This window comes from Acidaminobacter hydrogenoformans DSM 2784 (assembly GCF_900103005.1).
In the GTDB taxonomy this organism is placed as follows: domain Bacteria; phylum Bacillota; class Clostridia; order Peptostreptococcales; family Acidaminobacteraceae; genus Acidaminobacter; species Acidaminobacter hydrogenoformans.
Genome location: NZ_FMWL01000001.1, coordinates 168,195 through 181,201, shown reverse-complemented (window position 1 = coordinate 181,201; position 13,007 = coordinate 168,195). Strand labels below are relative to the sequence as shown.

The following is a 13,007-nucleotide window of genomic DNA, read 5'->3' as shown; positions in this document are numbered from 1 at the left end:
CATAGGTTGGTTGGGGACAGGGACATACCGAGATTTTGGTTGGGGACTGGGCCGCACCAAACGTCGAAGGGCTGAGAAAGTGAGGGAGAAACGAATGGACGAAAAAAGACGAGAAAATGAAGGCAATCAAAGCTGTGCAAGTGCTTCCGGCCATGCAGTAGGCAGGTCGATTCCCCGCAAGGAAAGCTGGGAGAAGGTGACCGGCAGGCAAAAATATCTCGGAGATCACATTGAGTCAGACATGCTCCACGCTGCCGTCAAGCTGAGTCCTCATGCCCACGCGAAAATACTTTCTATACAAACAGAAAAAGCTCTGGCAATGCCGGGGGTACATGCGGTCTTGACCGGAGAAAACCATACTCGAAACATTGGGCTCTATCTTGGGGATAAGCCGCCCCTTGCACGAGGTGTCGTCCGTCATCACGGAGAGCCAGTCGCAGCGGTGGTGGCAGACTCTCTCCGGGAGGCGCAGGCGGCAGTAAGCCTCATTGAAGTCGTCTATGAAGTGCTGCCCGCCATTCAAAAGCCTTCGGAAGCCCTGAGGTCCGACGCGCCTTTGCTCCACCCAGATATGGCAGCCTACGTCCACATCCCGGCGATTCTGCCAGAACCCGGCACTAACGTAGCCAACCGAACGAAAATCAGAAAAGGCAGCCCAATTGAAGGCTTTAATGAGGCAGACAAAATTGTTGAGGTCTCCACCTCATTTCCGCCAGGCGACCACGTGGCCATGGAGCCGCGGGCAGCAACGGTCAGAATCCACGGCAGCGGCGAGGTGGAAATTCACTCCACCACACAAGCGCCCTATGTGGTCAAGGGACTCATGAGCATCTTCTTTGGCATTGAGGAAGGACTGATCAATGTAATTGCGCCACCCATAGGCGGCGGGTTTGGCGGCAAAGCCGGTATTCAGCTGGAAGGCCTTGCCTATCTGATGTCCCAGGCAGTAGGCGGCAGACCGGTCCGGCTTGTGAATACCCGTGAACAGGATCTGATCAGCTCGCCAGGCAACATGGGACTGGAAGCCAAAGTGAAATTGGGCGCAAAAAAAGACGGTACTCTGATCGCCGCGGACATAGAGTTTTTATTCGACAGTGGCGCCTATGCGGACTATGCGGTCAATATCAGCCGAGCGGCGGCGATTTCCTGCACGGGCCCCTATAGAATCCCCAATGTGCGCTGCGATTCCCTTTGTGTTTACACCAATCATCCCTTTGCCACCGCCTACAGAGGGTTTGGCCATGTGGAGGCTTCCTTTGCTGTTGAAAGGGCTATGGAGGTCCTGGCGGAAGCCTTAGACATGGATCCCGTCCAGCTGAGACTGCAAAACGCTGTGATAGCTGGCGACACCACACCGGTTCAGAGCATTCTGGACGAATGCACTGGCGACCTGAAAGGCTGCATACAAAAAGTGGCACAAAATCTGCGCTGGGAAGAGGGCAGCAGACACATTCTTGAGGATGGCCGCATCAAAGCCAAAGCGGTAACATGCCTGTGGAAGGCCCCAGCCATGCCTACCAACACAGATGCAGGCGCGGTGCTGACCTTTAACGGTGACGGCTCCGTCAACCTTCAAACGGGGATTGTGGAAATTGGACAGGGCACGAAAACGGGTCTTGCGCAAATTGTCGCGGAGCGGCTAAAAATCGATCCATCCCAGGTTCACGTCCAAATGACCGTAGACGCCAGAGTGGCACCCCACGACTGGGCGACAGCTGCCAGCCGGGGCCTCTTTATGGCAGGCCGCGCCGCGCTGGAGGCCTGTGACGACGCGCTGAGGCAGCTGCGCAGAACCGCTTCCATAGTGCTGCGGGTGCCTCCTGAGGACTTATCGGTTGAAGGCGGGAAAATCTACCTCAAAGAAGAGCCCCATGTAGGTCTTAATCTTAAAGACGTCGCCCTGGGCTATACCTACCCCAATGGCAATGCCGTTGAGGGCCAGGTGATTGGCAGGGGGCGCTACATTTCAAGACTGCTGACGGGCATTGATCCCGAAACCGGCGCCGGCCACCCTGACCTGGAGTGGACCCTTGCGGCTCAAGGGGTTGAGGTAGTTCTGGACCCAGACGACGGCACCTACAAAGTATTAAACGCAGCCTGCTGCCTGGATGCGGGCAGGGTGATCAATCCAGCTCTGGCCCGGGGGCAGATTGCCGGGGCCATGGCCATGGGCCTGGGCTTCGCGGCTTGTGAAGGCTTCCAGTTTAACGGTCGGGGACAGGTGCTGAATGATGATTTAAGAGACTTCAAAATCATGCGGTACAGTGATGCGCCAAACTATCTGATCGATTTTCTGGAAACCCCTCAGAAGGACGGTCCATACGGTGCCAGAGGTTTGGGGGAACAAGCGGTGATAGGCATGCCGGGGGCATTGGCCAACGCCTTGGCCCGTGCGGCAGACGTACCGCTGAATCAGCTGCCACTTACGCCGGAGTCTATCTGGCGAGCTATGAATAAGAAAGAAGGTGAGGCAGAATGATTCCGTTTGAGTTTGTGTTTGAACGACCATCGGCACCCAAAGAGGCTTTTGAGCTCTGGAACAAAGTCGCTGAAGCCGGGCAGACGCCCCTTTACTTCAGCGGGGGCACGGAAATTGTAACCGCCATGCGAAAGGGCTCTGTCAAAGCGGACGTCGTCATTGACCTAAAAGGGATTGAAGCCTACACGGCCCATGGCGTTGGCCTGAGCCCTCTAAATAAAGATACCCTCTGGCTCGGCGGGGGACTGTCCCTCAATGCGCTCAGTGACAAGTTGCCGGGCTCGCTTCTGCAGGCAGTTGCAAGTGGCATTGCGGACCACACGGTCAGAAACACCCTGACCCTTGGTGGGAACCTCTGCGGCCGGCTGCCCTACAGGGAAATGGCCCTGGCGCTGCTGACGCTGAGTGCGGACGCGGTTCTATACACATCTGAGGGACTGGTGAGACAGCCTCTGCATGAAGCATTCCACAAGCGGCTTCAGCTGAGGGCCGGGGAGCTGCTGCTGGGCTTTGAACTCGCGCCGTCAGCAGTGTCTTCTGTGGACGATGTGGACGGCCAGGCCACCCGCTTTTTCAGGCGACGGCGCCAGAAGCATACTGAAATTGACTACCCCATCTGTCACGTGGTGGTGACCCGCCGGGGGGATGCCTACAAAGCGGCGGTGGGCGGTGTGTCCGCCTATGTCTGGTACGGGGAGAAGACCGCCGCTGCCATTCAGGCAGACGCAACCCCTGAGGAACAGGCCATGGTGGTGTGGCAGCGCCTTGAGGAACTGGCAGTGGACGACCTACGGGCATCAAAGGCGTACAAACTGGGACTGCTGAAACGGGACCTGGTTGAGGCGTTTACCGTGCTTGGGAAAACAGAAGAGGCAGGTGAGGCCAGATGAGGGAGCACTATGCAGGACTGTGTGAAATTGTAGTAATGCTGAACGGAAAAGCCAGAAAGCTGGTGGTGCGCCCCATGGATACGCTGCTGCAGGTCCTGAGAGAGGCGGCGGGTCATACCGGCGCCAAGCCCGGCTGTGAGAACGGCGACTGTGGGGCCTGCACGGTCCTCCTGGACGATAAGCCTGTGAAGGCCTGCCTGATGCTGGCGGTGGAAGCGGATGGCCGCAGCATCACCACCGTGGAAGGCCTCCAAAACACGGCGATCCAGCAAGCTTTTGTCGAGCGCGGCGGGTTCCAGTGCGGCTACTGCACCTCTGGCTTCCTGGTCAACGCCTGGGCCATGCTGGAAGCCCACCCGGAGGCGGATGAGGCGATCCAGCGGGCGTGGCTTTCCGCCAACCTCTGCAGGTGCACCGGCTACGAAGGCATCCGGGACGCGGTGGAACGGGCGAAGGAGATCAGGCGGTCTGAGGGGGAATGGTGAAAGAAAATCCATAAACCTATTGCGCCGTTATTACCGCTTGCGTCAACCTGTTTGGTTGGTGCCTGTCCCCCACCAAACTTCCAAGTAAAAAACCCCTTTTGCCGATGGTCTGGGTCACACCACCATCGGCAAAAGGGGTTTCATTTTTGATCTTTATCTTTGATCTTTATCCTTGATCTTTATCCTTGATCTTTATCCTTAATCTTCATCAACATAGTGCTTCAACTTCTGCCTTTATCACCCCTAAGCCAAAATCTTCCTCAGCGACTCCAGCAGATAATCAATCTCTTCCTCCGTATTAAAATACGAAAAGCTGAACCGCACCGTCCCCTGCGGGAAAGTCCCCAGGGCTTTGTGGGCAGAAGGCGCACAGTGCATCCCCACCCGGGTCTTGATGTCGTACTCGCTGTCCAGCAAATAAGCAATGTCTGCATTGTCGTGCAGCTCAAAATCAATGGATACCACGGCAGTCCGGTTCTCAGTCCCATGTCTGCCTACAAGACGGACGCCCTCCATATCACGGACCCCATTCATGAACTGTTCCGTCAGCTGCAGCTCCTTGGCGTGGATAGCCTCTATCCCTACGTCATTCACATAATCAAGCGCCGTGTTCAAGCCGTAAATCCCAGGCAGGTTCTGCGTTCCGGATTCAAATTTGTCCGGCAGCATGGCGGGCTGCGCCTCGGAATCCGAGCGGCTCCCGGTCCCGCCTTCGATCAAGGGCTCGACCATGGCGGCGAAAGCCTTGTCAATGACAAAGCCGCCAATCCCCTGAGGCCCCAGAAGGCTCTTGTGCCCGGTGAAGCAGATAGCCTTTGCTTTATTTTTCTGAAGATCAATGGGCATAACCCCTGCGGTCTGAGCCGCGTCCACCACCAGCGGAATACCGTGGGCCTCCGCGAGTTCACCTATGCGATTCAGGTCATTCAATGTGCCGCAGACGTTGGAAGCATGGGTGACCATGATTAACTTAGTGTTGGGTTGAATCAGCCCTGACAGGGCTTCAACCTCCAGCGCCCCTTCCGCGTCAAAAGGCGCCCGCGTGAAGGTGACCCCCCTGCGCTCCAGGGAAACCAATGGCCGCATGACGGCATTGTGCTCAAGTGAGGAGACAATCACATGGTCCCCCGCCTTGAGATACCCTTTTAGAATCACGTTGATGCTTTCGGTGATGTTCATGGTGAAAATGGTTTCGAAGCCCTCTGGCGCGTTGAACAGCCTCTGGAGCTTTTCCCTGCAGTCCAGCATGACGCCGGCCGCCCCCAGTGCCTCTGAATAAAACCCGCGGCCCACGTTGACGCCTACGTGCTCGATATAATCCGCGACCGCTGCCGCAACGCCTGGTGCCTTTGGAAAAGATGTCGCGCCGTTGTCGAAATAATACATAGTCAAGTCCCCCTCTGAGTCTACTTATAGAATACAGAATTTTGCCGATGGTTGCCATAGAACTATTTTATCGAGAATCACTCTCAATTTATATTTACAATTGGATGGATTCTGGAAATTGCGTTATTCTGGGTTCGGTGAACAAAATGAACTAAACGAAATGGAAAAACCATGTAGAAAGAGAGGCGTTTCAAGACATGAAAAAAAGCAGTATCATTATGGCGGGCGCGATCATTGGATTATTATCCGTAGCGCTTGTCAAGTTCGGTAACCCTGCCAATATGGGCGTATGTATTGCCTGTTTCCTCAGGGATATTGCCGGCGCAATTGGATTACATAGGGCTGGTGTAGTTCAGTACATCCGTCCGGAAGTCATAGGCATTGTTCTGGGTGCTACGGGTTCCGCCATGTTCTTCAAAGAATTTTCAGCACGTGGAGGATCTTCGCCATTCACGCGATTTATTTTGGCCATTGCGGTTATGATTGGCGCGCTTGTCTTCCTGGGCTGCCCGCTGCGAATGATCTTAAGAATGGGTTCCGGGGATCTGAATGCTCTGGTAGGACTCGCGGGCTTTGCTGCAGGCATAGGCATGGGCATTGTCTTTCTGAACAAGGGCTTTTCACTTAAGCGAAATTACAAGCAAAATGCTTTGGAGGGTGTTCTTCTCCCAGCGGTCATGGTGGGTCTCCTGGTGCTCCTCGTAGCGGCTCCGGCGTTTCTTTTCTTCAGCGCTGAAGGGCCAGGGGCTCTGCACGCGCCACTTCTGATCTCTCTGGGTGCGGGCGTCATCACAGGCGTCGCGGCTCAAAGGACGCGACTCTGTACCATGGGTGGTATCAGAGACGCTATCCTCTTCAAGGATTATTACCTGCTGATGGGCATTGGGGCCATTCTGGTGACCGCTTTTGCCGGGAACTTGGCAATGGGGACTTTCAACCTTGGCTTTGCTGATCAACCGATTGCCCACACGGATGGCCTCTGGAACTTCCTCGGGCTCTTCCTGACGGGCTGGGGCAGTGTGCTCCTCGGCGGTTGCCCGCTTCGCCAGCTGATTCTCTCCGGCGAAGGGAACTCAGATTCGGCAGTGACCGTGTTCGGCCTTATGGTGGGCGCGGCTATTTCCCATAATTTTGGCTTGGCCTCCAGCGGCAAAGGCGTGACGGCAGGCGGTCAGATTGCGGTCATTTTGTTGATTGTCGTGGTTGCGGTAATTTCCGTGATGAATTTGCCCAAAGTCACTGAACCAGCAAAAGAACTGAAGGAGGCGCTCTAAATGGCTATGATAGATACCCGGGGCATGTCCTGCCCTCAACCTGTGCTCATGACGAAGAAAGCGCTGGCGGCTTCGACTGCCGCTTCTTCAGTCGATGTCCTCGTGGACAATGCGGCGGCCCTCAATAACGTCACGCGTTTTCTCAAAAGCGCAGGCTTCAAGCAGATCGATGCCAGCCCAAACGGCGAGGATACATTGATTCGCGCGAGCAAATAGGCGGCTTTTATGGCAGACACCTATTTGATTGCGACGTTTCACACCCATGCAGGTGCGCTAAAATTTGAACGGAAGCTAAAAGCCGTGGACGAAAGCTGCAAGCTGATGCCCGTTCCCAGAAAAATCAGCTCCAGCTGTGGGGTCTGTGCCAGGTTTAGCTTTGAAGACTATCAAGACCTGGTCTTCGAGGATCTGGATGCGGTCTACAGAGTAAATGGACAAGAATTTCTGAGGCTTTGGACCAATGAGGTCGATTGACGGGAACACCCATACAAAAGATTAAAGGAAAGCGACGCCCCGTGGCGCCGCTTTTTATTTGTGTAAAGGAAAACCCCCGGTTTAGTGACCGGGGGTTCGAGTGCTGGTTGGGGACTGGGCCGCCCTGAAAGTGTTGGTTGGGGACTGGGCCCGCCTGAAGATGTCGGTTGGGGACTGGGCCGCCCTAAAAAATCTTCGTCGTCCAGTCCTCGCAGTTCCAGACCTCTGTCGCGACATCCCGGTAAAATTCCGGTTCGTGGCTGATGAGCAGGACGCTGCCCTTATACGCCTTCAGTGCCCGCTTCAGCTCTTCTTTAGCGTCCACATCCAGGTGGTTGGTCGGCTCGTCCAGGACGAGAAGGTTAGATTCGCGGTTGATCAGCTTGCACAGGCGCACCTTGGCCTGCTCGCCGCCGCTGAGAACCAGCACCTTGCTCTCAATATGCTTCGTGGTCAGACCGCACTTGGCCAGCGCCGAACGCACCTCAAACTGGTTATAGGCCGGGAAGGTCTGCCAGATTTCTTCAATACACGTGTTGTAGTTCGCCTCTTTGATCTCCTGCTCGAAGTAGCCAATAGAGAGGTAATCCCCAAGCTCCACCGTACCGCTGATCGACGGAATCAGTCCCAAAATACTTCTCAGCAGTGTCGTCTTACCGAGGCCATTGGCGCCGGTCAAAGCCACCTTCTGGCCCCGCTCCAGCTGCAGGTTCAGAGGCTTTGAAAGTGGGGTGTCATAGCCAATGACCAGATCCGTCGTCTTAAAGACGACCTTTGCGGAAGCTCTGGCTTCCTTAAAATTAAATTCCGGCTTGGGCTTGTCCTTGGCCAGCTCGATCCGGTCGATCTTGTCCAGCTTCTTCTGGCGGGACATAGCCATGTTGCGCGTCGCCACACGGGCTTTGTTCCTCTGGACGAAGTCCTCGAGCTCTGAGATCTCTTGCTGCTGTCGTTTGTAGGCAGACTCCAGCTGACTTTTCTTCATTTCGTAAACCGCCATGAAGTCTTCATACTGGCCCACATAGCGGTCCAGCTTCTGATTTTCCATATGATAAATCAGGTTGACCACGGAATTCAGGAAAGGAATGTCGTGGGTGATCAGGATAAACGCGTTCTCATAATTGTTCAGATACCGCTTCAGCCACTCAATGTGGGGCTCATCCAGATAGTTCGTTGGCTCGTCCAGGAGCAGGATGTCCGGCTTTTCAAGCAGAAGCTTCGCAAGTAAAACCTTGGTTCTCTGTCCGCCGCTCAGGTCCGCGACGCTCTTTTCAAGGCCAATCTCAGAGAGCCCCAGCGCCCGGGCGACCTCCTCCACCTTGGAGTCAATGTTGTAAAAGTCGTTGTGGTCAAGAAGATCCTGAATGGTACCCGTATCCTCCAGGATGTCCTCGAGCTCGTCCGGCTCAACGTCCGCCATGGCCTCGAACAGGCTGTGCATCTCCGTCTCCAGATCAAACAGATACTGGAACGCCTTATTCAGGACGTCCCGGATCGTCAGGTCCGGACTCAATGACGTATGCTGGTCCAGATAACCGACACGGACACGCTTTGACCACTCGATCACGCCCTCGTCCGGCATCAGCTTGTTGGTGATGATGTTCATAAAAGATGATTTGCCCTCACCGTTTGCCCCAATGAGCCCAATGTGGTCACCCTTGAGCAGGCGGAACGAGACGTCGTGGAAAATGGCGCGGTCGCCAAATCCGTGGCTTAAGTTCTTGACGTTCAAAATACTCATGATCAAACTCCTTCGTTCTATATAAAGAGGCTTTTACGCCGATGGTTCCAGTTTCCCACCTGTTAGATTATATACGACCTGCGCCGGCTGTCAACCGGTGTGTGGAGGGGTGACCGTCAATTTTGCCATTCTTTTCTCAGATGCTTTTCTGAGACTTTGCCGCTGTCCCAAATTTCGTGTAGAATAGAGGTAACATTTATTGCATAAGGAGAAATTTGACATGTGGGGTATATTGATGTTTTTGGTGGTTGGTGTGACCATCGGCGCAGTTATTAGGTTTGGGGAAAAGCAGAAAAAGTGGATTGGAAAGCTGCAGCAGGTGGGGGTTGTGCTCCTGCTGTTTTCTATGGGGCTTTCCATTGGCCTGAACGAGGAAATCCTGGGGAACATGAGGTCGCTGGGACTGCAGGCCTTCGCCTACGCGGGGCTGACCAGCGTGTTCAGCATCCTGGTGGTCTACGGGCTCAGCAGAATCCTCGTCCGGGAGGTGAAGTCGAAATGATCTGGGTATTGATTGGCGCCATTGGGTGCGGGGTCGGGCTGGGCTATTTCGTTTTGCCGCCTGAGTCCGGGGAACAGATTGGCAGCCTCACCATGTGGGCGCTGAACTTCCTCATTTTAATGATTGGCATTGAGGTGGGGCTCAACCTTTCCGTGTTCAAGGAGATCCGAAAGCACGGGGCCATGCTGGTGGCCATACCGCTGGGGATCGTGGCGGGAAGCGCCATTGGGGGCTTCGCGGCGAGCGTGATCTTCAACCAGCCGGCAACCACGGGGCTGGCCATTGCGGCGGGCTATGGCTGGTACAGCCTGTCCGGGATCCTGCTGACAACCCTGGACGGGGCCCAGACAGGGGCAGTGGCTTTTATTTCTAACATTTTCAGGGAGCTGCTGACCATTGCCAGCGTGCCGTTTATAGCAAAATACTTCAACCGCTACACGGTGATCGCGCCGGCGGGGGCGACGTCCATGGACTCCACGCTGCCGGTGATTTCAAGGTATACGGATCCGGAGGTGGCCATCATGGCGTTCTTCAACGGGGTGGTGCTTTCCGCCCTGGTGCCGGTTTTAGTGCCATTTTTCTATGGGCTTTAGAGCTTGTTGAAGAGCTTATTGTTGAATTTTTGCAGAACTCATAGTGTGCAGAGCTTAAGAGGGAGGGTTTACATTGAAAAATAATAACGTTTATCATGAAGCGGTGCTGAGAACGGCTCAGGATATGTGCGTGGCGGCGAAGACGGCGCCTAAGGGCCGTGGGGTTGACCACGTTGAAGCTATGGTATTGACGGGTGAGGACCTTGGGCCTTTGGCGGAGCGCATGAAAGCTATAGGGGAGGCGTCCGGCGCGGCGTTTTTCGGTCGTGACGCAGGCAATATCCTGGGTTCAGAAGTGGTGGTGCTCATAGGCACGACGCTGTCTCAGAGGGGTGTGCCAGCTTGTGGCATGTGCGGTTATGAGGACTGCGCGAAGAGCAAGGCGGCTGGGGGGATCTGTACCTTTGACGTGACGGACCTGGGGATCGCGGTGGGTTCTGCGGTCTCCCTGGCGGCGAACAGGCGGGTGGACAACCGGGTGATGTTTTCCATTGGAAAAGCTGCGGTAGAGCTGGGACTGTTTGAGAGCGACGTCAAAATTGCCTATGGTATGCCGCTGTCTGTGAAGGGCAAGAGTCCGTTTTTTGACAGAGGGTAAGGCGGCTTAAGCTCGCCGCGGGCGGCAGAAGCAGCGGCGACGGCAGCCTGGGCTGCGCGTCAGTCTTTGAATATGGACATGCGACACTGACCTGTTGGTTCTTCGAAGGAGGGCTCATCTTGGAAGTCAAGCTGATGACAGGCAATGAGGCGGCGGCCCGGGGCTTTTATGAAGCGGGCGGTCTGGTGGCGTCAAGCTATCCAGGTTCACCTACGGTGGAGCTGCTGGAAGCGATCCGTAAGTATACACCAGAAGTTTACGCGGAGTTTTCGGTCAATGAGAAGGTAGCGCTGGAGGTTGGGATAGGCGCGTCATTTACCGGGGCGAGAACCCTGGTCTCCATGAAGCACGTGGGTGTCAACATAGCCATGGACCCCCTCATGACGTTTACCCAGACACCTGTTCAGGGCGGGTTTCTCCTGGTTTCCGGGGAGGATCCCGGCATGGCGTCCTCCCAGAATGAGCAGGACAACCGGGTTTTAGGCAAGTTTGCCAATATGGCCATTCTGGATGCGGGCTCCGCACAGGAAGCCAAGGATTTCGCCATGCTGGGACTGTCCCTCAGCGAGGATTATGGCATGCCGGTGATGCTGCGCATGACGAGCCGGGTGTGCCACAGCCGCAGCCCGGTTGAGCTGGGCGAACGGGAAGCCCATGAAATCACAGGCTTTTCCAAGATTCCTGAGGATTTTGGCATGGTGCCGCCAAACACTTTTCCTAAGCAATACGAGATGAAGCAGCGGATTATACGCCTCGCGGAGGACGCTTCAGGTCATGACATCAACTTTCTTGAGGCTTGGGAAGGGGATTCAGAAAGCCCTTCCGGCGCCGCTGAGACGGTCAAAACCTTAGTGATCACCTCCGGCCTCATGTACTACAACCTGAAAGAGCTGAAAGCACCGGTCGACATTTATAAGCTCGGCATGGTGTACCCACTGCCTGTCGAGGCGCTCCGGTCCCTGGTACAGGACTACGAGCAGGTGCTGGTCCTTGAGGAATTGACGCCGTTCATAGAAAATGAACTGAAGCTGAGTGGCATTGCCTGTGAAGGCAAAAAGTACTTCAGCTTCACCGGAGAGCTGCATACGGAAATGATAGAAGCAGGGCTGGTTGAGGCCGGCGTCCTTAAGACGGCGAAGGTTGAGGTCGCAAGGGAAGTGGACACGGTAGCGCGGATTTCCATGTTCTGCGCGGGGTGCCCGCACCGTCCGGTGTTCGACATTCTGAAAAAAAACAAGATCAGTGTCCTTGGGGACATAGGCTGCTACTCCCTCGCGGTGCTGGAGCCCCTGCACATGCTCAGTACCATCATCAGTATGGGGTCGACTATAGGCATTTTAAAAGGGATGAGCAAGGCGCTGGCTTTAGCCGGCAAGTCTGAGCCCCTGGTCAGTGTCATAGGAGATGGCACATTCTTCCACTCGGGGATGACGGGGGCACTGAACCTGCTGCACCAGCTGGACCCAGCGGCGAACCTGACACTGATCATTCTGAACAACGGCACCACGGCCATGACAGGCGGCCAGATGACCGCTACTTCCGGCAGCTATACCGAGGACTGGGACATGAACACGTCCATTCCTGAGTTGCTGAAGGCCATGGGCTTCCCACGGGTGGTGGCGGTGGACCAGTTTGACTACAAGGCCGCCAAAGCGGCTATTGAAGCAGAGCTGAAGTTCGAAGGGCTTTCCATTGTGATGACCACCCGGCCGTGCGCCCTCAATTTCAAGATCCGCGAGCCGTATTTTGTCGTAGACCCGCAGGTCTGTATTGGCTGCCGCAGCTGCGTCAAGACCAATTGCCCGCCCATCGTCATGAAAGCCTACGAAGGCATAGACAAACTGAAGTCTTCCATTGATCCCGACCTTTGCGTGGGCTGCTCGGTGTGTGCCCAGGTGTGCCCGGTGAACGCGATTTCCCGGGTAGGTGACAAAACCAAGGGAAAAGGGGGCGGCAGTGATGACTAAAAACATCATGTTAGGCGGCGTTGGTGGACAGGGACTGGTAATGACCACGGCCATCATCAGCGAGGCGGCCTTCCGGGCGGGCTTCGACGTCAAGACAAACGACGTAATAGGACTGTCTCAACGGGGTGGCAAGGTCTGGGGCAGTGTGCGCTACGGGGAAGAGGTCTTTTCGCCAAATATCATGCCGGGACAGGCAGACGTGCTGCTGGCGCTGGAGCCCCTGGAGGGCCTGCGCTGGAGCGGGATGGTCAAGGCGGGGGGCGTGGTGCTGCTGAATACGTCGAGGATCCCGCCGGTACCGGTGATTGCGGAAAAGGCGGCCTATCCGGAGGATATCGAGGCGAGGATTGCCGGGGAAGGCGAACAAGCGGTGGAGGTCAGGGCGGTCAACGCGCTGGAGGAAGCCAGGGGGCTGGGGAATGTGCGGGTGGTGAATACTGTGACCATCGGCATGCTTTCCGTGGTGCTGGAGGACATTCCGGTGGACTGCTGGCATCAAGCCATTGAGGCGATTGTGCCGGAAAAGACGCTGGCGCTGAACCTGAAAGCATTTGAACTTGGGCGCGAGATCAGGTAACATTAGAAGGATGAGATTTTACTGCCGCGCGGTGCCGGGCT

At 55.7% G+C, this 13,007-nt stretch carries 13 protein-coding genes; 11 read left to right on the top strand and 2 right to left on the bottom strand.

The window, feature by feature from the left end:
* The first annotated feature begins 94 nt into the window (after positions 1 to 94).
* The 3 genes from BLP63_RS00795 to BLP63_RS00785 are packed head-to-tail and all read left to right on the top strand — an operon-like array spanning position 95 to position 3,854.
* The gene (locus BLP63_RS00795; RefSeq protein WP_092588984.1) at positions 95 to 2,479 is read left to right on the top strand and encodes a xanthine dehydrogenase family protein molybdopterin-binding subunit; all 2,385 of its coding nucleotides are present in this window, start codon (positions 95 to 97) and stop codon (positions 2,477 to 2,479) included.
* The gene (locus BLP63_RS00790) at positions 2,476 to 3,369 is read left to right on the top strand and encodes an FAD binding domain-containing protein (RefSeq protein WP_092588983.1); all 894 of its coding nucleotides are present in this window, start codon (positions 2,476 to 2,478) and stop codon (positions 3,367 to 3,369) included. Before BLP63_RS00795 ends, BLP63_RS00790 begins: the two co-directional genes overlap by 4 nt.
* Positions 3,366 to 3,854, top strand: a complete 489-nt coding sequence (locus BLP63_RS00785) for a (2Fe-2S)-binding protein (protein ID WP_092588982.1) — start codon at positions 3,366 to 3,368, stop codon at positions 3,852 to 3,854. The genes BLP63_RS00790 and BLP63_RS00785 overlap by 4 nt, the downstream gene beginning before the upstream one ends.
* Before the next feature lie 243 nt (positions 3,855 to 4,097).
* Here the strand turns inward: BLP63_RS00785 and BLP63_RS00780 are convergent, their stop codons facing one another.
* Positions 4,098 to 5,240 carry an aminotransferase class V-fold PLP-dependent enzyme gene (locus BLP63_RS00780; protein ID WP_330387045.1) on the bottom strand — a complete coding sequence of 381 codons (1,143 nt, stop codon included), beginning with the start codon at positions 5,238 to 5,240 and terminating at the stop codon, positions 4,098 to 4,100.
* 197 nt (positions 5,241 to 5,437) lie between these two features.
* Between BLP63_RS00780 and yedE the strand changes: the two genes are divergently transcribed.
* The 3 genes from yedE to BLP63_RS00765 are packed head-to-tail and all read left to right on the top strand — an operon-like array spanning position 5,438 to position 6,988.
* Positions 5,438 to 6,514 (top strand): YedE family putative selenium transporter, encoded by a 1,077-nt coding sequence (yedE, locus tag BLP63_RS00775; protein WP_092588980.1) that lies wholly within the window; start codon positions 5,438 to 5,440, stop codon positions 6,512 to 6,514.
* Entirely contained in the window at positions 6,515 to 6,730 is a 216-nt protein-coding gene (locus BLP63_RS00770) for a sulfurtransferase TusA family protein (protein WP_092588979.1), read from the top strand.
* Between the two features lie 9 nt (positions 6,731 to 6,739).
* The gene (locus BLP63_RS00765; RefSeq protein WP_092588978.1) at positions 6,740 to 6,988 is read left to right on the top strand and encodes a DUF3343 domain-containing protein; all 249 of its coding nucleotides are present in this window, start codon (positions 6,740 to 6,742) and stop codon (positions 6,986 to 6,988) included.
* Between the two features lie 184 nt (positions 6,989 to 7,172).
* On the opposite strand, the gene BLP63_RS00760 is transcribed toward BLP63_RS00765, so the two are convergent.
* Positions 7,173 to 8,729: an ABC-F family ATP-binding cassette domain-containing protein gene (locus tag BLP63_RS00760; protein ID WP_092588977.1), complete on the bottom strand. Its 1,557-nt coding sequence runs from the start codon at positions 8,727 to 8,729 to the stop codon at positions 7,173 to 7,175.
* A 220-nt stretch (positions 8,730 to 8,949) separates the two neighbouring features.
* On the opposite strand from BLP63_RS00760, the gene BLP63_RS00755 reads away from it, so the two are divergent.
* The 5 genes from BLP63_RS00755 (at position 8,950) to BLP63_RS00735 (ending at position 12,966) form a co-directional block, all read left to right on the top strand.
* A complete protein-coding gene (locus BLP63_RS00755) occupies positions 8,950 to 9,231 on the top strand; it encodes a LysO family transporter (RefSeq protein WP_092588976.1) in 282 nt (93 codons plus the stop codon).
* Positions 9,228 to 9,824, top strand: coding sequence for a lysine exporter LysO family protein (locus tag BLP63_RS00750; RefSeq protein WP_092588975.1), 597 nt, complete (start codon positions 9,228 to 9,230; stop codon positions 9,822 to 9,824). The genes BLP63_RS00755 and BLP63_RS00750 overlap by 4 nt, the downstream gene beginning before the upstream one ends.
* A gap of 73 nt (positions 9,825 to 9,897) precedes the next feature.
* On the top strand, positions 9,898 to 10,422 hold the full coding sequence (locus BLP63_RS00745) for a ferredoxin domain-containing protein (protein WP_242870737.1): 525 nt from the start codon (positions 9,898 to 9,900) through the stop codon (positions 10,420 to 10,422).
* 119 nt (positions 10,423 to 10,541) lie between these two features.
* Positions 10,542 to 12,389, top strand: coding sequence for an indolepyruvate ferredoxin oxidoreductase subunit alpha (locus BLP63_RS00740; protein ID WP_330387042.1), 1,848 nt, complete (start codon positions 10,542 to 10,544; stop codon positions 12,387 to 12,389).
* Positions 12,382 to 12,966 carry an indolepyruvate oxidoreductase subunit beta gene (locus BLP63_RS00735; RefSeq protein WP_170829209.1) on the top strand — a complete coding sequence of 195 codons (585 nt, stop codon included), beginning with the start codon at positions 12,382 to 12,384 and terminating at the stop codon, positions 12,964 to 12,966. The genes BLP63_RS00740 and BLP63_RS00735 overlap by 8 nt, the downstream gene beginning before the upstream one ends.
* Positions 12,967 to 13,007: the final 41 nt, after the last annotated feature.